We start from the raw sequence: 22,108 nt of genomic DNA on the forward strand, positions 1-22,108 counted from the left end.
TGTCCGCTTCGTACATCTCGGCGAACAGTCGATCCATCTTCGCCAGCGCTTCGTTCGCCATTACGCGGATCGAACGCAACGGATGCGACTTGGGGACGAAGTCGTCCAGCTTGCGCACGGAAAACAAACTCTCGGTGAAAGTGTCGGCGCCGCGCATGATCTCCAGTGGGTAAGTGGTGGTTCATCTATCAACGCTTCACGAACTCTGCGCGATGACATGTTTCAGCGGTACTTCAGCAACCTGTTAAGAAGCGAAGATTGTCGCGAGTGCGCGCGTTGTTCGACGCCTTTTTTGCGCACCTGCGGCACGCACGGGTAAGATAGGGCGATTTACCGGGCCACGTTCCCTCGTTTCGCTTCCTCTGCCATGAACACCACCGATCCCGCACTGCAAGACGAAGACCCGTTGGGCCTCTACACCCGCGGCGCTGGCCGAGCGCGCGAATGGTGGCGCGTCTCGCCTTCCGAACGCGCGCATATGTACCGCATCGAGCACGGCCGGGGCGAGGACGGTAAAGTCGACATCGACATCGACACCGAAATCGATCTCGACAATCTCGAAGCGAAGTTGCTCAAGTGGCGTCGCGAGGGCTTCGTTTCCGAAGCGCAGCGCGCCGATGAGGTGCGAGCTTCACGAGCGGGCAGCACATTTTCCGCAGCCTTGCAGCGGGCCGTCGAAGCGGCGTGCGCGGCCAAAGCGGATCAAGCCAGGCCGCAAACCCACACGCCCACCGTACGCATCGGCAGCGTAGATCTGCCGCGCGGCGAGCCGAACGCGCTGGTGCCGCGCGTGAACGCGGCCTACCTCTTCACCGGACGCGGCGACGACGTCGTTCAGGACATCGTAGAAAATCGTCGCGTCATGCTGATCGGCCATACGGGTTCGGGCAAGACGAGCTTCATCGAGCAGGTGGCGGCGCGCGCGCACTATGGGGTGCTGCGCGCGAACATGAACGGCCAGACCACCATCGGCGACTTCGTGGGTTTCTGGACCGTGAAGGGCGGCGAGACGATCTGGGTGGATGGCGTGCTGCCCGTGGCGATGCGCGAGGGCTACTGGCTCGTCATCGATGAACTCGACTTTGCCGAGCCGTCCATTCTCGCGGTGCTCACCGCCGTGCTGGAACCGAACGGCCGCCTGCTGCTCAAGGAGCGCGGCAACGAAATCGTCGAGCCGCACCCGTCGTTCCGCCTCTTCGCCACCGCCAACGCCGCGGGCGCGATGAGCGCGTACCGCCATCTGTACCAGGGCGCGAACCTGCTCAACGAGGCGTTCCTCGACCGCTGGCGCGTCTACCTGTTCGACTATCTTTCACTTGAAGAGGAAACCGAAGTATTACTGCGCACGCGGCCGGTGCTCACGCGGCCGCTCGCGCAGACACTCGCTGCCATTGCTGCCGACTGCCGGGCCGCGTTCGCCCGCGAGGACCTCGCGAGCGCGTTCTCCACGCGGCGCCTGATCGACTGGGCCGAACTCATGCTGCGCACCGGCGATGTCGAACGCGCGGCGGCGCCTGCGATCTACGCGAAGGTGAGCGCGGACGATGCGGCGCTCATCCGCAGCATCATCCGGCATCACGTGATCTTCGACGCGTGAGTGCGGAGGCGCCTGTGTCCAGCTTGCAGGACGAAACAGAACGTTTGACGGCGTGCGCCGATCCCGAGGGCGCGCTCGGCCGTCTGGCGCGGGTGCTGACCGGCGACTCGCGCGTGAGCGTGACGTTCGGCGCGGGCGAGCCGCGCGTGGAAGGCGAACGCTTCGTGCTGCCCGCGCGCCTCGCGAGTGAAGGCGCGAATGAAGCCACATTGCTTGGCGCGCTCGATTTGCTGGCTGCGCGCCATCGCTACAGCGAAGCGGCGCGCCTCGACACGCCGCAAGCCGGCGTGACGGGGCGCATTGCGCAGGCGATTGAGGACCGTCGCGTGCTCGCGCAGCTCGGTCGGGTGTTCCCTGGCGCGCAACGCTACGTGCAAAGCTGGCGTACGCAGCGCGGCGAGGCGCTCGCGCGCCGCTGGTCGAAACTGGCGTGGCGCGAGCGCCTGGCATGGGCGATCGAGCGTGCGCTGTGGGATGAGGCGCCGGGCGCGCTGGAGCGCGATGCCGCGGCGCTTGTTGCCGCGCTGCGCGCGATCGACGGTCCGCTCGGCGCGGCCCGCGCGAGCCAGTCAACGCGCGCCAGCCTGAATGCCGCCGTGGCGATCGTGGCGGGCGTGCGCTCGCTCGCGTCGCGCGGCCCGAACAACATGATGCAAACGGCGGGGCCGTCCGAAGGGCTCGACGACGAAGCGGCGCGGCTCGCGCAGGCGATGGACGTATTCGGCGAGGAAGGCGAGATCGAGCCGCCGGGCGGCGCTTTGCAGCCAGATGACGCCCGCGAAGGTGCTGGTGGCGCTTCGACACGCGCGAGCGCCGAGTCCGATTCCGCCGCCGGCGCGTCGCTTTCCGAAGCGGATGCGCCGCACGCCGCCGCCACGAATCGTAGCCCCGCGCCAATGCGGCCACGTTTGTCGATCCCGCTGACCACGGCATACGACGCGGTCACCGATCTCACGGGCCGCGGCGACGCCGCCGCTTGGCGCAAGCTGCGCGCACTCGCGCGCGCGGAGACCGGTGCGCTCAAGGCCCAGCTCGAGCGCGCACTCAAGGCCGACGAACTCACGCACTGGAAGCGCGAGCAGGAGCGCGGCGAGATCGACCGCGCGGCGCTCGCACGTCTCGCCGCCTCGCGCGGCTACCGCACGCCGTTTCGCGTGGCGCGTCATGCGAGCGGGCGCGACACGGTCGTCACGCTGCTGCTCGACCTGAGCGGCTCGATGGCGGGGCGCAAGATCGAACTGGCGCGCCTGTGCGCGGCGGCACTCGCCGACGCGCTCACGCAGCTCGCCTTCGATTCGGAAGTGCTCGGCTACAGCTCGATCGAAACGCCGGAAATGCGCGCGCTCTATGAGCGCGAACGCGCGAGCGGCGCCGATCTACGGGCCTATAACCGCTTCGTCGAGCGGCTGTATCTGCGCGTGTTCAAGCGCTTCGACTCACGGGACCTGAGCGGACTCGCAGCCATTGAGTGCGGACACGAGAACCCCGACGGCGAAGCGCTCGTCTGGGCGGCGGCGCGGCTCGCGCGGCGCAAGGCGCGCCGGCGGCTGCTTTTCGTCCTCTCGGACGGCTATCCTTCGACGAGCGACGGCGACCCGGCGGTGTTGCGCACCGACCTGCTCGCGCGCGTGCAGGCGGTTAAGGAGGAGGGCATCGAGCTAGTCGGCATCGGCATACTGGACGACGCAGTCGAGGCGTTCTATCCGGATGCCGTGGTCGCGCGCAAGCTGCACGAACTGCCGGCCACCGCGTTCGCGACGTTGAGCCGCCTGCTCGCGGGCCGGCCGCACTGAAGCTGTGCGGGCAATGGCAGCGGCGCTTTCCTTGCCGGACTGGGCGCATTGCGCTAACGTGAACAGGCAGGCGTTGCGCCGCCTGCCAACCCATCCACTGACGAAAAGATACAGGTCATGCCAGGCCACGATTACCGACCCGTGGATTACGACCGCCTCTACTACCGGCTCGATCTGGAGCCGGGGGCGAGCGAGGCGGACATCAAGCATCACTATCGCCATCTCGCGCAGGTCCTGCATCCCGACAAATGGCGGCACCCCACGGCCGCCTCGATGCGCTGGGCCGACGACCAGTTCAAGCGCGTCAAGGAGGCGCGCGAACTGCTCGAGGCGTACTGGTCCGTGCATCATGTGCCGCCGGTGAGCCGCTCCGCGTTGAGCGTCGCGCAGGCCGAGGAGCTGCACGCGCAGATGCAGGCGCTGCTGGCGCAGCGCGAACGCGTGCGCGCCGAGCTGGACGGGCTGCGCGCCGAGCGCACGCGTACCCTCGACGAGATCCAGCGCATGCGGACCGAACGCGACTCGCTGCACGGCGAACTCACGGGCTTGCGCGACGAAGCGGATGCCGCGCAGCCAGGCGAGCCGCAGGCCGGCACCGCGCCCCAAACCGACGACCTGCACGCGCGTTCAGGCGGCGTGCGCGATTTCCTGTTTGCGAAATTCGACGACCCATCGCGGGGCTGGCTGCTGACGCTCTCCGCGAGCCTGTTCGCGTGCATCGTGATCTTCGTTGCCGCGCATTGGATCGCGGGCTTGCTCCTCGCGCCCATTGCGCGCTTCGAGGTTGGCCGCTGGCTCACGCATATTCTGCAGTGGGCGCTCGTGGCGGGCAGCGTGGTGCTCACGTTCGGCTGGGGTTGGTCGCAGCGCACGCTGTATCGCGCCGGGCGTGCAGGGCGCGAGCACCCCGTGGCCTTGCCCGCCGATGAAACGCGCCGACGCGTGAGCGCGGCGTTGCGTCATGAGGCCCACTACGGAGCGGAGTGGAGTATCGAATCGTACGAGGCCGCACCCGACGATATGCAATTGGCGCTGCGTGCGGTCATACGTTTCTCGCCTGGCTCACAAACCGGCACGCGACGCCAGATGGTGGCGTTCCGTTGCCGGGCGCACACGACTGGCGCCGCGCAGACGGCGCTCGCGTACGACTTCTCCGTGGCGGCTCCCACGTGGTGGCTCGTTCCAGCCGCGCGCGTGGTGCGCGACCTGCGCAAGCGCCTCGACGCCGATCTCGGCGCGCCGCGCTGAGGTCGCAGCGCGGGTGGCTTTCAATCGACGACGAAAAGTTTCGCGCCGGTGCGCGTGTATGACTGATGCGCCTCGGCGTTGTCACCCACCTGATAGCTCATGCCGGGCGTGAGGACGAACTTGCGCCCGTCGTCGAGCGTGGTTTCGAGTTCGCCTTCAAGGCAGAACAGAATGTGCCCTTTCTTGCACCAGTGATCCGCGAGGTAGCCGGGCGAATAGTCGACCATGCGCACGCGGATCGGGTTGGCTTCCTCGCCGAAAAAACGCGTGCGCCAGGTGGCCATGCCCGTTTCCCCTTTGTGTTGCGTGGGCTCGACGCTGGACCAGTCGGTGGTGCCGAAGCGAAATGCGTCCATTTTCATGCGGTTTTCTCCTTGTGCGTTTAGTCAGATTGTAGCGGAGCACGCTCACGCATCGTCGTCGTCCGCCACGCGCTCTCGTTCGTCCACCCGCTTCATGTTATCGAGCAGCTTCAGCAGATAGTGCAGTGTGTGCGTCATGTCATCCGACGAAAAATTGCCGAGCACTGCTTCGTAGTAAGCCTCGATTTTCGGCGTGGCCTGCGCAACCCATAGTTTGCGGCCCGACTCGGTCATGCAAACGAGGCGCGAGCGGCGATCGCGCGCATCCGCCTGGCTCGTCACGTGGCCGTCGCGTTCCATCCGGCTGATCAGACCCGAGAGATTCTGGCGGCTCACCATCAGATACCGCGCGAGATCGCCCACGCTCATGCCCGGCTGTGCTTCCGGACGCGAGAGCGCGCCGAGCACGGCCCATTGCTGCGTGGTCAAACCCTCGGCTTCCACGGCGCGTGTGCCGGTTTTATGCAACATGTTGGCGCATTGGTAGAGCCGGAAGAACAGCCGGTTGGCAAGGTCGAAGCGGCTTGAATCCTGAATTTTTGGTGTTTTTGGCAAGGGTTTCTCCTGGTGATTCCGCGCTTGTCTTCGACTTGGGTGTTGCCTAGTATACGTCAACATATTGACGTAATTCGAGGTGGGACCAAAAGGCTGGTCCGGCGTCGAAGGCGTCTATGGTACTGCTCAACCGAATGGAGGATCGCGGTGCGGAAACTCGAAGGCAAGACGGTCGTGGTGACGGGTGGCGGAGGCGGCATCGGCGGGGCAACCTGCCGGCGCTTCGCGGCCGAGGGCGCGCGGGTGGCGGTGCTGGATCTATCGCACGAAGCGGCGCTGAAGGTGGCCGACGATATTCTTGAAAAGGGCGGCCAGGCGCTGGCGCTGCGTTGCGACATCACGAACCGCGCGGAGGTGGAAGCGGCGCTCCAGCAAGCGCAAGCGCAGCTCGGCCCCGTGGATGTGCTCGTGAACAATGCGGGTTGGGACGTTTTCCGCCCGTTCACCAGGACGGAACCGGCGCAGTGGGACAAGCTCATCGCCATCAATCTCACGGGCGCGCTGCACATGCATCACGCGGTGCTGCCTGGCATGGTCGAGCGCAAGCGCGGACGCATCATCAACATCGCCTCGGACGCCGCGCGTGTGGGTTCGTCGGGCGAAGCGGTCTATGCGGCGTGCAAGGGCGGACTTGTGGCGTTTTCGAAAACCATTGCGCGTGAGCATGCGCGCCACGGCATCACCGTGAACGTGGTGTGTCCAGGCCCGACCGACACCGCGCTCTTCGCCGAATACAAGGAAGGCGCGGGTAACCCCGAAAAGCTCCTGGAAGCGTTCCAGCGTTCCATTCCGCTCGGCCGCATCGGGCAGCCCGACGATTTGCCCGGCGCGATCGTGTTCTTCGCGAGCGACGACGCGAACTACATCACGGGACAGGTGCTGAGCGTATCGGGCGGCCTGACCATGGCGGGCTAACGTCGACGAACGCGCTCTCCATCGGCTATGAAACATTAAAGGCATCGATCATGAACTACGAAGACATTCTCTACGAAGTGCGCAACGGCGCGGCATGGATCACCATCAACCGGCCCGACAAGATGAACGCGTTTCGCGGCCGCACCTGCGACGAACTGATTCACGCGATCAACAAGGCGGGCTACGACCGCGAGATCGGCGCGATCGTCCTTGCTGGCGCGGGCGACAAGGCGTTCTGCACGGGCGGCGACCAGTCCGCGCACGCGGGACAGTACGACGGACGCGGCACGATCGGCCTGCCGATGGAAGAGTTGCACACTGCGATTCGCGACGTGCCCAAACCCGTGATCGCACGCGTGCAGGGCTATGCGGTAGGCGGCGGCAACGTGCTGTGCACGATCTGCGACTTCACCATTGCTTCGGAAAAGGCCGTGTTCGCGCAGGCGGGCCCGAAGGTTGGCTCGGTCGATCCGGGTTACGGCACGGCGTTTCTCGCGCGCGTGGTGGGCGAAAAGAAGGCGCGTGAAATCTGGTATCTGTGCCGACGCTATCCGGCTGCCGAAGCGCTGGCCATGGGCCTCGTGAACGCCGTCGTGCCGCACGATCAGCTCGACGCGGAAGTGCAGAAGTGGTGTGACGAGATCATGGAGAAGAGCCCCACGGCCATTGCGATTGCCAAGCGCTCGTTCAATATGGACACCGCGCATCAGGCCGGCATTGCGGGCATGGGCATGTATGCGCTCAAGCTCTACTACGACACGGAAGAATCGCGCGAGGGCGTGCGCGCTTTCCAGGAAAAGCGCAAACCCGAGTTCCGCAAGTACGTCAAATAAAGGCGTCTCCGTAACGATCAGGATGACGAATAAATAGAGCAGGCAGCCGCTTCAAGGAGACACCATGAATCCGTATATCGACGAAGACCTCGCCGCGCTCGGCGAGCACGCGCGGCGCTTCGCACAAGGGCGCGTCGCGCCCGGCTTCATCGAACGCGACACCTCACGCGTGCTCGATCGCGGCCTCATGCGCGAAATGGGCGAGATGGGCTTCATCGCGCCGGAATTGCCTGAACAGTATGGCGGTCAGGGCATGGGCTGCCTCGCCGCGGGTGTGATCCACGAGGAGATAGCGCGCGCGGACCTGAGCCTCTCGTACATCAACCTGCTTGCCTCGCTCAACGGGCAGATACTCGCCAAGCACGCTGCGCCCGACATTGCGCGTCCGTGGCTCGAACGTCTCACGCAGGGCCGCGCGCTGCTCGCCATCGCGCTCACGGAGCCGCGCGGCGGCTCGGATGCCGCGAATCTGCGCCTGAAAATGGAGCGCGTGGGCGACCACTACGTCCTCAACGGCGAGAAAACCTCGATTTCGGCCGCCGATCAGGCCGACGCCGCGGTGGTGTTCGCGCGCACCGGCAGCGTGGAAGACGGCGCGCGCGGCGTCTCCGCCATTCTCGTGCCGATGGATCTGCCGGGCGTCACGCGCAATCGCTTCGACTGCCACGGGCAGCGCGCGATCGGACGCGGTTCGATCTTCTTCGAGAATGTACGCGTGCCGGTGGACCACCTGCTGGGCGACGAAGGCAAGGGCTTCGTTCAGGTGATGCAGGGCTTCGACTTTTCGCGCGCGTTGATCGGCCTGCAGGTGCTTGCCGTGGCGAGCGTGAGCCTCGAAGAAACGTGGGAGTACGTCGCACAGCGCGAAGCCTTCGGCAAGCCGCTTTCTGCGTTCCAGGGCGTTTCGCATCCGCTCGCCGAATACGCAACCCAGGTGGAGGCGGCACGCCTGCTGTGCCTGCAAACGCTGTGGCTCAAGGACCGTGGACTGCCGCATACGGCCGAAGCGGCCATGTGCAAGTGGTGGGGGCCGAAGCTCGCCTACGACGTGGTGCATCAATGCTTGCTTTCGTTCGGGCACGGCGGCTACGACCGCGGGCCGCTCGAACAGCGCCTGCGCGACGTGCTCGGCTTCCAGATCGGCGACGGCACGGCCCAGATCATGAAGACCATCATCGCGCGCTCGAACGCGGGCCGCGACGCGGTGCCGGCATGATGCGCGCCGCCTGCGACGTTTCCTGCAACGCCACGGGAGGCTGCACATGGAGTTCGACGCGGTACTGATCGGGCCGCGCGGCGCGCGGGATGAGGCACGGCGCTGGTGGCCCGGGCGCACGATCAACGACGAGCTGGACGCCTGCGTGGCCGAATGCCCGGCGAAGATCGCGCTCACAGCCGTACGAATCGAAGAGGGAGCGACCACGCGCTTCACCTACGCGCAGATGGCGGGCATGGCGGACCGCATTGCCGTGGGCCTGGCGAGGCTCGGCGTCGCGAAGGGCGACGTGGTCTCGATGCAACTGCCGAACTGCTGGCAGTTCACGCTGCTTTATCTCGCGTGCGCGCGCATCGGTGCGGTGCTCAATCCACTCATGCCGATCTTTCGCGAGCGCGAGTTGTCGTTCATGCTCAACCATAGCAGCAGCAAAGTGATGATCGTGCCGCGCCGCTATCGAGGCTTCGACTACGAGGCCATGCTGCGCGCGCTGCGGCCTGAACTATCCGCCTTGCAGCACGTGGTGGTTGTGGGCGCAACGGATGAAGGCGAGCCGGCGCGTGACAGCTTCGAAGCACTCTTGAGCGGCCCGCGCTGGGAAGAGGCGAGTGACGCCGAAGCAATCCTCACGCGCAATCGACCAGACCCCGACGACGTGACGCAACTGCTCTATACTTCCGGCACGACGGGCGAGCCCAAGGGCGTGATGCACACGGCGAACACGCTGTTCTCGAACATCTTTCCTTATGCGCAGGCCATGCGTCTCGGCTGTGACGACGTCGTTCTGATGGCCTCGCCCATGGCGCATCAAACCGGCTTCATGTATGGCCTCATGATGTCGATCGTGCTGCGGGCGAGCGCCGTCTTGCAGGACGTATGGCAGCCCGAGGCTGCGCTTGCGCTAATCGCACAGGAGCGTGCGACGTTCACGATGGCTTCCACCGCGTTCCTGGGCGATATCGCCAACGCGGCCATCGAGGCGGGCACGCGCGTGCCGACGTTGCGCACGTTCTTGTGTGCGGGCGCGCCCATTCCCGGCGCCCTGGTCGAACGCGCACGCATGGCGCTGGGAGCGAAGATCGTCTCCGCGTGGGGCATGACGGAGCTGGGCGCGGTGACGCTCACGCATCTGGATGACGATGACGCACGCGCTTCCACGACCGATGGCGCGCCGCTGCCGGGCGTGGAAGTGAAAGTGGTGGACGAGAACGACCACGCGCTGCCGGCGAACGTAGCGGGTCGGCTTTTCGTGCGCGCATGCTCGGGTTTCGGCGGCTATCTCAAGCGCGCGCACCTCAACGCTACGGATGTGCAAGGCTGGTTCGACACCGGTGACCTCGCGATCATCGACGAGCGCGGCTACATCCGCATCAGCGGCCGCAGCAAGGACGTGATCATTCGCGGCGGCGAGAATATTCCTGTGGTGGAGATCGAAGCGCTGCTCTACCGTCATCCCGCGGTTGCACAGGTGGCGATCGTCGCGTATGCGGACGAGCGGCTGGGCGAGCGCGCCTGCGCGGTGGTGGTGGCGAAGCCTGGCGCGGCTGTCGATCTGCCTTCGCTCGTTGGCTTTCTCAAGTCGCACAAGGTTGCCGCGCAGTACCTGCCAGAACGGCTATGGTTGCTCGACGCCATGCCGACGACGCCTGCAGGCAAGGTGCAGAAGTTCCGTTTGCGCGACATGCTGCGTGAAGCCGATGTCAGATGACCTGCCGGAACATCCAGTAAAGGCCAGCAGCAAGCGCGATGGAAGCGGGCAACGTGAGCACCCATGCGAGCACGAGGTTGCGCACGGTTCCCCACTGCAGGCCGGAGCCGTTCGCGGCCATCGTGCCGGCCACGCCAGAAGCGAGCACGTGCGTGGTCGACACCGGCAAGCCGTAGACATCGGCCATGCCAATCGTGATCATGGCGACCGCTTCGGCCGAGGCGCCCTGACCATAGGTGAGATGCTGCTTGCCGATCTTTTCGCCCACTGTCACGACAATGCGCTTCCAGCCCACCATCGTGCCGAGACCGAGCGCGAGAGCCACGGCCACCTTCACCCAGGTTGGAATGAACTTGGTCGAGTGGTCCATCTGCTTGCGGAAGGTGTCGAGCACCCTGGCGTCCCCGGGTGACATCTCGGGTGCCTTCGCCTTTTGCAGCAGGCGGATCGCTTCGCTCGCGACGTACATGTTGTTGCGCACGTTGTCGACGATCGCGTCGGGCACCGTCGCCATCGAGCCGGAAAGGGCAACCTGGTCGCCGATGGTGTCGGTGAGCTGGCGCAGCGCGGGCAGTGTGGCGGGCGTGAGCTGGCGCGTGCGCACGAACGCCTCGACCTCGGCGCGCGCGTTGTCGGGCGGCGTGCCGTGCGCGTATCGGCCTAGCGTTGCAGACGCCTCGCGCGCCACGACCACGAACGCCGCGGTTTGCTCGGGCGTGACGGCCTTGTTGAGCGCATAGGCGGTCGGCACCACGCCGATCAGGATCAGCATGATGAGGCCCATGCCTTTCTGGCCGTCGTTCGAGCCGTGGGCGAACGAAACACCAGTGCAGGTGAGGATGAGCAGCGTGCGGATCCAGAGTGGCGGCGCCTGGTTGGCTTTGGGCTCGGCATAGAGCGCGGGCACGCGCACGAGCAGCTTGAGGACGAGGAGCAGCAGCGCGGCCATGACGAAGCCGACCACGGGCGAGAACAGCAGCGCTTTACCCACGCCCGCCGCCTGGTCCCAGTCCACGCCGCTCGTGCCCGAAGGCCCGCTGATGAACTGGTTCATGATGCCCACGCCGATGATCGAGCCCACGAGCGTATGCGAACTGGATGAAGGCAACCCGAAATACCAGGTGCCGAGGTTCCAGACGATCGCGGCGATCAGGAGGGCGAATACCATGGCGAAGCCTGCACCGCTGCCCACCTGGAGGATGAGTTCCACCGGCAGCAGTTGCAGGATGCCGAACGCGACCGCGCCGCTGGAGACGAGCACACCGATGAAATTCCACGCGCCCGACCAGGCCACTGCGAGATGCGGATCGAGTGAGTTCGTGTAGATGACGGTGGCGACGGCGTTGGCGGTGTCGTGAAAGCCGTTCACGAACTCGAAGCCGAGCGCGATGAGCAATGCGAGCGCGAGCAGGATGAAGGGCAGCGCCGAGCTTTCGCGGACGGCACGCAAATCAACGACGAGATGATCGATGACATAAATCACCCCGGCCGCGATGACGGCGAGAAATAGGGCGATGCCAATGCCGCGGCGGCGTGCGCTCGCCGCGCGGTAGGGGGACAAGGGTATGTCCGGCATGAAAGCGTTGCTCTGGTCAATCCGCTTTGGGAAGCGCCTCGGCGCAGCGTATGCGGGTTAGCAAACGTGCGCGGCGCGATGCCCCGTCGGCACGCTGAAAAAGCGATACGGACGTGACGACGCAGTGTCGCACAAATGACAAAGATCAGACACGGACGTGACGTCGCACTCGTCGGCGCGCGGGCGCGCTTTTGTGACTATTCACAATCACGTTATCCGCTTTCCCAGTTCTCCCGGCGCGGGCGAGCCCGTAGCATGGGCATGAAACGCGGCACCTTGCATATAAGCCGCAAATTGATTTCATGGAGACGAACGTGTCGAAAGCCCCCTGGCTCGCCAGCTATGGCGAGATTCCCGCTACCATCAATCCCGATCGGCATCCGTCGCTCGCGCATATGTTCATTGAGGCGATGCGCGAACATGCGCGCCGGCCGGCATTGCGCGCGGGCGACGCTTCGCCGGGCGACGCATCGCTCAGCTACGCCGACGTCGATCGTCTCTCGCGCGATTTCGCGGCGTATCTGCAGCACGCGGGCGTGAAGAAGGGCGACCGCGTCGCCGTGATGTTGCCGAACCTGCTCGCGTTTCCCATTGCGCTGATCGGCATCGTGCGGGCAGGGGCGGTGCAGGTGAACGTGAATCCGCTCTATACGCCGCGTGAGCTTCAGCACCAGCTGGTGGACTCCGGCGCGCAAACGCTCGTGGTGTTCGATGGCGCGCTGCCGACTTTCGATGCGATCAGGACCAATACGGCCGTGCAGACCGTGTTGAGCGTTGCCGCAAGCGATTGCGCAAGCGCGCGCAGCGAGCGCGATCCGCAGCCCGGCTCGTTTGCGGCGGCGCTCGCGCAAGGCGCCGGCTTGCCGTTCGAGGCCCCCACGTTGTGCGGCGACGACGCGCTCTTCCTGCAATACACGGGCGGCACGACCGGGCTTTCCAAGGGCGCGCTGCTCACGCATCGCAACCTCGTCGCCAACGTCGAGCAGTTCAAGACCTTCATGCCGGGCTTCATGAACCCAGGCGAGGAAGTCGTCGTGACCGCGCTGCCGCTCTATCACATCTTTGCGCTGACGGTGAATCTCATCACCTACTTCTCGATTGGCGCCGAGAACTGGCTCGTAGCGAACGCGCGTGATCTCGACGGCATGATCGATGTGTTCAAGGCCGCGCGGCCCACGAGCTTCATGGGCGTGAATACGCTCTATGCGGGGCTCGTTGCGCATCCGCGCATCGGCGAGGTCGATTTTTCGCGGCTGCGGCTCGCGGGCGGTGGCGGCGCGGCGATCATTCCCACGGTGTCCGAGCGCTGGCAGGCCATTACGGGTGGGTTCATCCGCGAAGGCTACGGGCTTTCGGAGACGAGCCCGGTGCTGTCGTTCAATCCGGGGAGCGTCGATCGCTTCACCGGTACGACGGGACTCCCGGTGCCCTCTACCGACGTCAAGCTGATGAATGACGGCGTCGAGGCAGCGCCGGGCGAGCCGGGCGAGATCTGCGCGAAGGGCCCGCAAGTGATGCAGGGCTACTGGAACCAGCCCGAGGCCACGCGCGCCGCTTTTACGGACGATGGCTACTTTCGCACCGGCGACGTGGGCGTGTTCGACGCGCGCGGCTTCCTGCGCATTGTCGATCGCTCGAAGGACATGATCCTCGTTTCGGGCTTCAACGTGTATCCGAATGAAATCGAGTCGGTCGTGACCGCGCTGCCGGGCGTGGCCGAATGCGCGTGCGTGGGCGTGGCCGACGAACGAAGCGGCGAGGCCGTGCGTGTGTTCGTGGTGCCCGCGCGTGAGGCGGCGCTGAGCGAGGATGCCGTGATCGCGCATTGCCGGGCGCAACTCGCGGCGTACAAGGTGCCGCGCGTGGTGAGCTTCGTCGAGGCGCTGCCGAAGTCGACGGTGGGCAAGATCTTGCGGCGGGAATTGCGCGACGCGGGGTGAAGCGCGAGAGGGGCGCGCCGCGTCATTCATCGCGCCGCGCTCTTCGCCTTCTTCACACCTAATCTCCCCTTCTTTCGCCTCCCCACATCGCGCTCCGAACCCTGCGTCGCCCCGCGCAGCTTGAGCGCGATATCCAGCCTCGCAATCCAGTGCGCGTCAGTGAGCTTCGCGCCCAGCAGCGTCTCGATGCGCTCGAGCCGGTAGTCGAGCGTATTCGGATGCACACCTAATGTTTCAGCCGTCTGGCGCCGGCGCTGCCCGCTGGCGAACCACGCTTCGAGCGTGGCGAGCAGGTCCGCCTCTGTCGCCAGTTGTTCGGCGAGCGAGACGAGATAGCGCAGCACGTTGGCGCTGCTGCGCACACTCTCCTCAATGGCGATCGACGAAAAACGGTGCACGCGAAGGAAGTTGCCCAGCTCGTCGCCATTTTCGTCGCCGTCGTCCGCGCGGCTGCCGCGCGGCGCAAAGTCCACCGCCTTGAGCGCTTCTTCCACCGAGGCCGCCCAGCCGCGCGCCCCTTCGTTCATGAGCCCGATGCCGATGCTGCGCACGCGCGGCTCGGCACGCGCAAGCGCGGCCGCATGCTCGGCCACACGCTGATCGTTGCGCGTCATCGAATCGCCCCGCACGCACGGCAGCCAGAACACCAGCCGCTCGCGGTGCCACGCGCGCACCAGCGCGTCGGGCTTCAGTTCGAAATGCCGCGCGGCGCTGAGTGCGAACCGGTCGAGCGCGTCCTCGCGCACTGAAGGCGCGTGGTCGCGCAAGTCCAGATCGACGGCGAGCGCAATACGCGGCAGCGTGGCGTCGAGGCCGAGTGCCTCGACGGTTTCGCGAAAGCGCGCGGCGTCGTCGGGGGCATGGAACACGAGGTCGTAGAGCTGCTGCAGCAGCGAGCCGCGCCAGCGCGCTTGCTGGTGCTGCTCGTCGAGATAGGCCTCGGCAATGTGCTCGGCCATCGCATCGAAGTAATCGAGCAGAAAAGGCGAAATATCGAATAGCAGTTCGTGCGCGAGCGCCGGGTCGGCCTCGGCAAGCTCCGTGCAGGTGCGCCACAACTCGCGCGCGCCCAGGCGAAACGCGCGTAGCAGCGAGCGCAGCGGCACGTTCTGGTGTACGCGGCGGCGCGCGAACGCCGCAGTGTGGTCCATGACTTCGGAGGGAGGCGGCTTGCCGTCGAGCAGGCACCGGAACCACAGGTTCGCGGAAAACGCGATCGACGAGAAGATGTCCTTGCGCGCCGCCGCTGAGAGCGCGCTATAGCCTTCGAGCGAGAGCAGCGTGTCGTAGGTGCGCTGGACAGCCTTGGGCTGGGTTTTGGCGAGCGTGCGCAGCCGGCTGCGCAGGCGTGGGCTGATGGCGGGAACGGGAGGCGGCACGGTGAGTTCGCGGATTCGCGCGGATTCGTTAAGGCGATACCCGCGAGTGTACTCAGCGCCGTGCCGTTGCGTCGAGGGGCTGCAACCGGAACCGGGGGCCGTCCAGGCGGCCGCCGGCGGTGCAACAATCAGAACAACAGCGCGATACCGGCCATGCCGACGAACTGCGAGCGCGTGGACGAGGGCGTGGCGTTCTGCGAGTCGCCCACGGCCGGGCTCGCGTTGACGATGTTGCCTGCGCCATTCGCGCCAAGCGTCTGGCCGCCCGCGTGCTGGTAGGCCTGCAGCGCATAAAGCGTGGTGCGCTTCGAGAGGTGGTACGACTCCTTGAGCGAGTACTGCTGATAACGCGCCGCGCTCGTGATGCCGTTGGCCTGGGAAGCCAGCGTGTAGGCGAAGCCGCCGCCCACGTCGAAGGCCGGCGTGAAGCGATACACCGCAAGCGCCGCCCACGTGTTGAAGATGGCCGTGTCGTGGAAGATCGACTTGCCGCCCGCAATGTATTGAACGTTCGAATACGACGCGCCGAGGACCAGGTTGCCGATCGTGTAGTTGCCGGCAGCCGCGATGTGCTGGACCGCGCTCGCCGAGACATAGCCCGTGTTCAGCGACGACTTGCCGAAGCTGCCCGTTGACGAGCTGTCGAATCCGCTCGTCAACTGCGCGTTGTCCATGCGCAGAATGGCTGCGGCGAGGCTCACCGGGCCGGTGGAATAGCGCAGCGCGGCGCTCCACGTCTGACCCTTGCCGGTGCTGCCCGCAATGCCGCCGAGCGCATACATGGCGCTGGCTTGCACGCCGTAAAAGATCGGCGAGGTGTAAGTGGCCGAATTGTTGATGCGCACGGTCGTGTCGAGACCGTCGATATCGCCGGGGTGCGCGCCGGTCGCGCCGGTGAGCCACGAGCTTCCCGTGAGCGGACCGACGAAAAGGTAATACGGCGTGTACTGGCGGCCAGCCGTGAACGTGCCCAGGTTCTGGTTCTGCAGGCCCACGTAGGCCTGGCGATTGAAGATCAGTCCGCTCGACGAAAGCGCGCCCGTGTTGAGGTCGAAGCCGTTCTGGAGGTCGAAGATCGCGAACGTGCCGCCGCCGAGATCCTCCTTGCCTTGCAAGCCGAACTTCGACGCATACAGGTTGCCCTGGCGCAGATAGACGTTAGAGTGACCGTTCTGGTTGTTGACGTAGGTGATGGCGTCATCGACGGCGCCGTAAAGCGTGACGCTGCTTTGCGCGAACGCGGGGCTGGCCACGAGGGCTGCGCTGGTTGCGAGGAACGTGCCAAAACCAAAGCCTGCTTTCTTCATCGTTGTGTGTCTCCGGTGAGATTTGGACTACTTATTTTTTCTTTGCTACGCCGCATGATTTTCAGGTCGATGCGGCGTGCGTACTGCTGCGCGAAGTGACTACGGTGACTGCGTTCGAATCAATCTTGCGGTTGGCGCGCGCCCTGTGCGGCGAGTGCGCGCTGGCGCGCCTGCGCCGCGAGCCGCACGGCTGCGTTGGGCGCGCCGTAGCCGTCGTAGCCGCCGCGCCGCTCCACGATCTCGAGGAAGAAGCGCTGGTCGAGCGTTTCCGTGTAGGCGTGCAGAAACTCGCCGCCGCGCTCGTCGCGGTCGTAGAGCAGGTTGTGGTTGCGCAGTGCGTCGAGAAACTCGGGGTCGAGTGCGTGGCGCGCGTCGAGATCGTCGTAGTAGTTCGCGGGCACGCGCAGGAGCGGCACGCCGGCCGCCTCGAATTCGGTTACGGCGCGGAAGATGTCGCTGGTGCTGAATGCCACGTGATTCAGGCCCGTGCCGTGGTAGGCGCGCACCGTTTCTGCCGCGGCCGTGTGCTGGTCCACCGAGGCGTTGAGCACGACGCGCAGCCCCCGGTCGCGGCTCATGAGCGCGCGGCTGCGCACGAGCCCGTACGGATCGGGCAGCAGCACGGCGGGCGTCGCTTCGAGCCCGAACGCCGACTTCAGGAACAGCACCCACGAGTCGAACGAGCCGGCAGGCAGCGAAAGGCTCACGTGATCGATGCCCGCGATCGGTCCCACTTCGACCGGGCCGTCGATATCCGTGAGCGCGAAATCGGCTTCGAAGAGGGTGGGCTGGCCCGGCTCCTCGTTAACGAAATAGTTAAGACTGCCGTCCGGTCCCTGGACGGCGGGCACCACACGTTCGTTCGGACCCACGCGGCCCGAGAACGGCTGGTAGCCAAATCCCGCCGCGCGTTCGAGCGCGAGGCGCGCATCGTCCACGCGAAACGCCGACGCGCAGAGCGAGAGCCCATGGCGCTGGAAGAACGCGTCGGCGAACGAGTCGGGCTCGGCGTTGAGCACGATCGCGGCCGAGCCGTGCTGATAGAGCGTCACGTCCTTCGAACGATGCTGGCCCGCGCGGCGGAAATGCAGCTTTTCGAGCCAGTTCGCTACGTGCGCGCGCGCTGTGTCGTCCACGGCGAACTCGAGGAATTGCCACTGCGCGCTCGCGGGCGCGGCGCTCGGGTGGTAGAGCGCGCTCGCTTCGACATGCTCCGCTTGCAGGGTTTCGCGCGTGAGCGATTCGAGCAGCAGCAGCGAGCGATAACCGTCGGCGGCTGTGGCGGCGGGCGGCGCGCCGCGAAAACCGTCGTTGAAGATTTCGAGCGAAAGCGGGCCCGTGTAGCCGCTTTTCACCACCTGCGCCGTGAAATCCGCGAGCGCGAAGTCGCCCTGGCCGGGAAAGCAACGAAAGTGCCGGCTCCATTCGAGGACGTCCATCTGCATTCTCGGTGCATCGGCGATCTGAACGAAGCCGATGCGCGCGCCCGGAATCGCGGCGATGCCGTCGGGCGTGTCGTCGAGCGAGAGCGTGTGGAAACTGTCCAGCGCGAGCGTCAGGTTCGCGTGATTGACGGTGTTGACGAGCCGCCACGCGTGGCCATAGGTGCGCACGTGGCGTCCCCATGCAAGCGCCTCATAACAGATCGTCACGCCCGCTTCCCCGGCGGCTTGCGCGAGCGCGCCAAGCTGTTCGGCGGCCAGGGCGTCGTCGCAGATCGTTTCGGGCGAGACATTGCTGCACACCAGCAAACGGTCCGTGCCCAGTTGATGCATCACGTCGAACTTGCGCTTCACGCGTTCGATGTTGCGCGCGAGGCGCTCGGGCGCGACGCCTTCGAAATCGCGGAACGGCTGGTACAGCACGATATCGAGGCCGAGATCGCCAGCCATGCGGCGCACGTCGGCGGGCGAGCCTTCGAAATAGAGCAGATCGTTCTCGAAGATCTCGACGGCATCGAAGCCCGCGGCGCGGATCGCGGCGAGCTTTTCGGCGAGCGTGCCGCTGATCGACACCGTGGCGATCGAGCGGCGCAGCGCGCGAGAGGGGGCATGGAGCGGCTTGGACATGGACATGGCGAGCGTGCTGACTGCGACTTCGGTGTTGAACAAGGGACCGGCGCGGCGGCGTGGGGCGGGCGTTTAACTAACTGGCGCACCGCAGACACACTTGCCGCTGGAGTGTCCGAAGGATACGCCAAACTAACTAGTTAGTACAAATTCTGGCAAACCCCAGGTGACCGGTGCACCGCTTCGCGGCACACTGGCGGCCATGCGGTGAAGCATGCAACGGTTCTTCAGTATGCGCCGTGCCGGTCGTCAAGCTGTTCTGGAGTGTGTGCAATGGGAATGCCTTCGGTGCTGGTCCTGAACGGACCGAACCTGAATCTGCTGGGAACGCGGGAGCCCGCGATCTACGGCGCTGAAACGTTAGATGACGTCGCCAACCTGTGCCGCGAGGCGGCGGGGCGTCTTGGGCTCGAGATCGATTTTCGCCAGTCGAACGCCGAGCATCAGCTGATCGACTGGCTGCACGAAGCGCGCACGCGCGTAGACGGCATCGTCATCAATCCGGCTGCTTATACGCATACGTCGGTGGCGATTGCCGATGCGCTTTCCGCCATCGCGAAGCCGGTGATCGAGGTCCATATCTCGAACGTGCACAAGCGCGAGGCGTTCCGGCACCATTCCTTCGTTTCGCCTGTTGCGGAGGCCATCATCGTCGGCTGCGGCACGCAAGGGTATGTGCTCGCGCTGGAGCGCATGGCCACGCTGCTCGCTAAAAAGGTGACGCAATGAGCGCCCAGGACACCGCCAAAACGAACGCGCTGGGCGCGCGCGCAACCGCCAACTCGTTTCTCTGCGGGCTGATCGGCTCGGGCATCGGCGGCTCGCTCACGCCCGCGATGCAGGAGCAGGAAGGTCGCGAACTCGGCTTCAACTATGTGTACCGGCGCATCGACCTCGAAGCGCTGAAGCTCACGCCCGCCGCGCTGCCCGATCTGTTGCTGGCCGCCGAGCGCATGGGCTTCGACGGATTGAACATCACCTATCCGTGCAAGCAGGCTGTGATCGAACTGCTCGACGAACTCTCCGATGACGCTCGCGCCCTCGGCGCTGTGAACACGGTGTTGTTCCGCGACGGCAAGCGCATCGGCCACAACACCGACTGGTCGGGTTTCGCGCGCGCGTTCCAGCGCGGCCTTGCCGACGTCTCGCTCGAAGCGGTGGTGCAACTGGGCGCGGGCGGCGCGGGCGCGGCGGTCGCGCACGCGGCGCTGCAGATGGGCGCCCAGGCGCTCACGCTGTTCGACGTGGACGCGTCGCGCGCCGAGTCGCTCGCCAGCGAATTGCAGGCGCGCTTCCCGGCGGTTCGCGTGAGCGCGGGCGGCGATCTGCGCGAAGTGCTCCAGCACGCCACGGGCCTTATCCACGCCACGCCCACCGGCATGGCGAAGTTGCCCGGCATGCCGCTGCCCGCGGAGTATCTGCACGAGCGGCTGTGGGTGGCGGACATCGTTTATTTCCCGATCCGCACCGCGCTGCTCGAAGCGGCTGAAGCGCGCGGCTGCCGCACGCTGAGCGGCGGCGGCATGGCGGTGTACCAGGCAGTGGATGCGTTCCGGCTGTTCACGGGCGTCGAGCCCGACGCGGAACGCATGTATGCGCATCTGCAATCCATGCTGGCGGCGAACGCTGCAAGCGCCGGCGAATAACAACGACAGCGCGCGGCGGGAGTCAGTGTGAAAGCGCGAACTCCCGCCGACCGCGAAACAGGCATGGGACGGGAGCCAGCGCTCAAGCGCCAACTCCCGCCGACACATCGGAGACGACGACATGGCACCACCCGTATCCACAGGGCGCGGCGACGCGCCGAACCTTTCCGCAGCCGCGCCCGCCGAGGGCGCAATGCGTCGCTCGAAGGCGCGCTATCGCATCCTGGGCTTGCTGGCCGTCGGCACGATGATCAACTACCTCGATCGCACTGTGCTTGGCATCGCAGCGCCGCAGCTCACCAAGGAACTGGGCATCAACGCGGCGCTCATGGGCGTCGTGTTCTCGGCGTTCTCGTGGAGCTACGTCGTCGCGCAGATTCCGGGCGGCGTGTTCCTCGACCGCTTCGGCAGCAAGTTCACCTACTGGCTTTCGATGACGCTCTGGTCGATGTGCACGCTCGCACAGGGCTTCATCAGCGGCGTGGGCGCGCTGTTCGCGTGTCGTCTGGGTCTCGGCGCCGCGGAGTCGCCGTGCTTCCCGACCAATAGCCGCGTGGTCGCGACGTGGTTCCCGCAAAGCGAGCGCGCGTTCGCCACGGGCACCTATACGGTGGGCGAGTACATCGGCCTCGCGTTCTTTAGCCCGTTCCTCTTCGCGCTGATGGGCGCCTACGGCTGGCGCTCGCTGTTCTACGTGGTGGGCGGCGTGGGCATTGTGTTCGGTCTGGTGTGGTGGTTCCTGTATCGCGAGCCGCACGAGCATCCTGCGGCCAACCGCGCCGAGCTCGATTACATCGAGGCGGGCGGCGGTCTCGCTCGTCACGAGCGCAAGGCTGACGCGCAAGCCGCTGCCGGGCAACCGAAAAAGCAGGGCTTCGACTGGCGCATGGCCGGCCAGCTGGTGCGCCGCCGTCAGCTCGCGGGCATCTGCCTCGGGCAGTTCGCGGGCAACTCCACGCTCGTGTTCTTCCTCACGTGGTTCCCGACCTACCTCGCCACCGAGCGACACATGGGCTGGCTCAAGATCGGCTTCTTCGCGATCATGCCGTTCATTGCCGCGTCTATCGGCGTGATGTTCGGCGGCACGTTCTCCGACTGGATGCTGCGCCGCGGCATCTCGGCCAACGTGGCACGCAAGCTGCCGATCATCGCCGGTCTGCTGCTCGCTTCGACCATCATTCTTGCGAACTTTGTGGAAAGCAACGTGGCCGTGATCGCGATCCTTTCGGTGGCGTTCTTCGCGCAAGGGATGGCCGCGCTCGGCTGGACGCTCGTATCGGATATCGCGCCGGCGGGCATGCTCGGTCTCACGGGCGGTATTTTCAACCTTGCGGCCAATCTCGCGGGTATCATCACGCCGCTGGTCGTGGGGCTGATCGTGGGTGTAACGGGCTCGTTCGTCTGGGCGCTCGTGTTCATCGGCGTGATTGCGCTGATCGGCGCGGCCTCGTACATCTTCATCGTGGGTGATATCAAGCGGATCGAGCTTTAAGTCGCTGCCTTTGGGTCTTTGGCGTTTCCTTGCTTTCGCGTCGGTATGCAGGCGTTGCCCCTGTGCGGGGCGGCACCTACTTTTCTTTGCAGCGGCAAAGAAAAGTAGGCAAAAGAAAGCCGCTCACACCGCTAGCGCCTGCCACGGTTCACCCCGGGCCGTCTATGCCAGTGGCTCCGGAGCGTCTGCCACCACTCGCCCACAACCGGAGTGACAGAACCTATCCGCGTTTTTGTGGGCGAGGCGGTTTAAAAGAACGTTACCCTCGCGCCGTCGTGAATCGGTCGCCAAACAGGATGGCAAACTGGTTCATCGCGGATTTCCAGTCAAAGGTGGCCCGTACCGACTTGGCCAGCACGTTGCGTAGCGCTAGCCAGAGTAGTTTGATTGCAGCCTCGTCATTGGGGAAGTGGCCCCGCGTCTTGATGATCTTGCGAAGCTGCATGTTCAGACTTTCGATGGCGTTGGTCGT

Annotated in this window: 18 protein-coding genes and 1 pseudogene; 11 read left to right on the top strand and 8 right to left on the bottom strand. The window is 65.7% G+C overall.

Annotated elements, in window-relative coordinates:
• A pseudogene (locus tag M3I54_RS39050) lies at positions 1-157 on the bottom strand (IS5/IS1182 family transposase); the annotation flags it as partial.
• A gap of 210 nt (positions 158-367) precedes the next feature.
• Between M3I54_RS39050 and M3I54_RS39055 the strand changes: the two are divergent.
• The 3 genes from M3I54_RS39055 (at position 368) to M3I54_RS39065 (ending at position 4,638) form a co-directional block, all read left to right on the top strand.
• Positions 368-1,597 (top strand): AAA family ATPase, encoded by a 1,230-nt coding sequence (locus tag M3I54_RS39055; protein WP_254345365.1) that lies wholly within the window; start codon positions 368-370, stop codon positions 1,595-1,597.
• Positions 1,598-1,611: 14 nt separating this feature from the next.
• Positions 1,612-3,390, top strand: a complete 1,779-nt coding sequence (locus M3I54_RS39060) for a cobalamin biosynthesis protein CobT (protein WP_254345368.1) — start codon at positions 1,612-1,614, stop codon at positions 3,388-3,390.
• Positions 3,391-3,507: 117 nt separating this feature from the next.
• Positions 3,508-4,638, top strand: a complete 1,131-nt coding sequence (locus tag M3I54_RS39065; protein ID WP_254345370.1) for a J domain-containing protein — start codon at positions 3,508-3,510, stop codon at positions 4,636-4,638.
• A gap of 20 nt (positions 4,639-4,658) precedes the next feature.
• Here M3I54_RS39065 and M3I54_RS39070 read toward each other — a convergent pair whose 3' ends face one another.
• Both M3I54_RS39070 and M3I54_RS39075 read right to left on the bottom strand, forming a co-directional pair.
• Entirely contained in the window at positions 4,659-5,000 is a 342-nt protein-coding gene (locus M3I54_RS39070; protein ID WP_254345372.1) for a DHCW motif cupin fold protein, read from the bottom strand.
• Positions 5,001-5,045: 45 nt separating this feature from the next.
• Positions 5,046-5,471 (bottom strand): MarR family transcriptional regulator, encoded by a 426-nt coding sequence (locus tag M3I54_RS39075; RefSeq protein WP_254345396.1) that lies wholly within the window; start codon positions 5,469-5,471, stop codon positions 5,046-5,048.
• Positions 5,472-5,702: 231 nt separating this feature from the next.
• Between M3I54_RS39075 and badH the strand changes: the two genes are divergently transcribed.
• The 4 genes from badH to aliA all read left to right on the top strand — a co-directional run bounded on the left by badH (position 5,703) and on the right by aliA (position 10,227).
• Positions 5,703-6,470 (top strand): 2-hydroxycyclohexanecarboxyl-CoA dehydrogenase, encoded by a 768-nt coding sequence (badH, locus tag M3I54_RS39080; RefSeq protein ID WP_254345374.1) that lies wholly within the window; start codon positions 5,703-5,705, stop codon positions 6,468-6,470.
• Positions 6,471-6,520: 50 nt separating this feature from the next.
• On the top strand, positions 6,521-7,303 hold the full coding sequence (gene badI, locus M3I54_RS39085) for a 2-ketocyclohexanecarboxyl-CoA hydrolase (RefSeq protein ID WP_254345376.1): 783 nt from the start codon (positions 6,521-6,523) through the stop codon (positions 7,301-7,303).
• Positions 7,304-7,367: 64 nt separating this feature from the next.
• Positions 7,368-8,519, top strand: coding sequence for a cyclohexanecarboxyl-CoA dehydrogenase (gene aliB, locus M3I54_RS39090; RefSeq protein ID WP_254345378.1), 1,152 nt, complete (start codon positions 7,368-7,370; stop codon positions 8,517-8,519).
• Between the two features lie 46 nt (positions 8,520-8,565).
• The gene (gene aliA, locus M3I54_RS39095) at positions 8,566-10,227 is read left to right on the top strand and encodes a cyclohexanecarboxylate-CoA ligase (protein ID WP_254345379.1); all 1,662 of its coding nucleotides are present in this window, start codon (positions 8,566-8,568) and stop codon (positions 10,225-10,227) included.
• Here the strand turns inward: aliA and M3I54_RS39100 are convergent.
• Positions 10,220-11,803: an inorganic phosphate transporter gene (locus M3I54_RS39100; RefSeq protein ID WP_254345381.1), complete on the bottom strand. Its 1,584-nt coding sequence runs from the start codon at positions 11,801-11,803 to the stop codon at positions 10,220-10,222. The two genes, aliA and M3I54_RS39100, sit on opposite strands and share 8 nt — an antisense overlap.
• Before the next feature lie 314 nt (positions 11,804-12,117).
• On the opposite strand from M3I54_RS39100, the gene M3I54_RS39105 reads away from it, so the two are divergent.
• Complete coding sequence (locus M3I54_RS39105; protein WP_254345383.1) at positions 12,118-13,743, top strand: AMP-binding protein; 1,626 nt, start codon at positions 12,118-12,120, stop codon at positions 13,741-13,743.
• Positions 13,744-13,769: 26 nt separating this feature from the next.
• On the opposite strand, the gene M3I54_RS39110 is transcribed toward M3I54_RS39105, so the two are convergent.
• The 3 genes from M3I54_RS39110 to M3I54_RS39120 form a co-directional block, all read right to left on the bottom strand.
• Positions 13,770-15,122: a helix-turn-helix domain-containing protein gene (locus tag M3I54_RS39110; protein WP_254345385.1), complete on the bottom strand. Its 1,353-nt coding sequence runs from the start codon at positions 15,120-15,122 to the stop codon at positions 13,770-13,772.
• Positions 15,123-15,250: 128 nt separating this feature from the next.
• On the bottom strand, positions 15,251-16,429 hold the full coding sequence (locus tag M3I54_RS39115) for a porin (RefSeq protein ID WP_254345387.1): 1,179 nt from the start codon (positions 16,427-16,429) through the stop codon (positions 15,251-15,253).
• Between the two features lie 119 nt (positions 16,430-16,548).
• Entirely contained in the window at positions 16,549-18,465 is a 1,917-nt protein-coding gene (locus tag M3I54_RS39120) for a bifunctional sugar phosphate isomerase/epimerase/4-hydroxyphenylpyruvate dioxygenase family protein (RefSeq protein WP_254345398.1), read from the bottom strand.
• Between the two features lie 306 nt (positions 18,466-18,771).
• Between M3I54_RS39120 and aroQ the strand changes: the two genes are divergently transcribed.
• From aroQ to M3I54_RS39135, 3 genes are all read left to right on the top strand, one after another.
• On the top strand, positions 18,772-19,227 hold the full coding sequence (gene aroQ, locus M3I54_RS39125; RefSeq protein ID WP_254345390.1) for a type II 3-dehydroquinate dehydratase: 456 nt from the start codon (positions 18,772-18,774) through the stop codon (positions 19,225-19,227).
• Entirely contained in the window at positions 19,224-20,144 is a 921-nt protein-coding gene (locus M3I54_RS39130) for a shikimate dehydrogenase (protein WP_254345392.1), read from the top strand. The genes aroQ and M3I54_RS39130 overlap by 4 nt, the downstream gene beginning before the upstream one ends.
• A gap of 193 nt (positions 20,145-20,337) precedes the next feature.
• Positions 20,338-21,636, top strand: a complete 1,299-nt coding sequence (locus M3I54_RS39135) for an MFS transporter (protein ID WP_254345400.1) — start codon at positions 20,338-20,340, stop codon at positions 21,634-21,636.
• Positions 21,637-21,895: 259 nt separating this feature from the next.
• Here the strand turns inward: M3I54_RS39135 and M3I54_RS39140 are convergent.
• Positions 21,896-22,108: transposase (locus M3I54_RS39140; RefSeq protein WP_254345394.1), on the bottom strand; the 213-nt coding region annotated here is incomplete at its 5' end.

This window comes from Paraburkholderia sp. CNPSo 3274 (assembly GCF_024206475.1).
Lineage (GTDB): Bacteria > Pseudomonadota > Gammaproteobacteria > Burkholderiales > Burkholderiaceae > Paraburkholderia.

Bases quoted from the DNA above. Each gene is read 5' to 3' on its own strand.
- M3I54_RS39065 (WP_254345370.1), top strand. From the start codon at position 3,508: ATGCCAGGCCACGATTACCGACCCGTGGATTACGACCGCCTCTACTAC.
- M3I54_RS39100 (WP_254345381.1), bottom strand. From the start codon at position 11,803: ATGCCGGACATACCCTTGTCCCCCTACCGCGCGGCGAGCGCACGCCGC.
- aliB (WP_254345378.1), top strand. From the start codon at position 7,368: ATGAATCCGTATATCGACGAAGACCTCGCCGCGCTCGGCGAGCACGCG.
- M3I54_RS39070 (WP_254345372.1), bottom strand. From the start codon at position 5,000: ATGAAAATGGACGCATTTCGCTTCGGCACCACCGACTGGTCCAGCGTC.
- aliA (WP_254345379.1), top strand. From the start codon at position 8,566: ATGGAGTTCGACGCGGTACTGATCGGGCCGCGCGGCGCGCGGGATGAG.
- M3I54_RS39135 (WP_254345400.1), top strand. From the start codon at position 20,338: ATGCGTCGCTCGAAGGCGCGCTATCGCATCCTGGGCTTGCTGGCCGTC.
- M3I54_RS39055 (WP_254345365.1), top strand. From the start codon at position 368: ATGAACACCACCGATCCCGCACTGCAAGACGAAGACCCGTTGGGCCTC.
- aroQ (WP_254345390.1), top strand. From the start codon at position 18,772: ATGGGAATGCCTTCGGTGCTGGTCCTGAACGGACCGAACCTGAATCTG.
- M3I54_RS39115 (WP_254345387.1), bottom strand. From the start codon at position 16,429: ATGAAGAAAGCAGGCTTTGGTTTTGGCACGTTCCTCGCAACCAGCGCA.
- M3I54_RS39130 (WP_254345392.1), top strand. From the start codon at position 19,224: ATGAGCGCCCAGGACACCGCCAAAACGAACGCGCTGGGCGCGCGCGCA.
- M3I54_RS39075 (WP_254345396.1), bottom strand. From the start codon at position 5,471: ATGTTGCATAAAACCGGCACACGCGCCGTGGAAGCCGAGGGTTTGACC.
- badI (WP_254345376.1), top strand. From the start codon at position 6,521: ATGAACTACGAAGACATTCTCTACGAAGTGCGCAACGGCGCGGCATGG.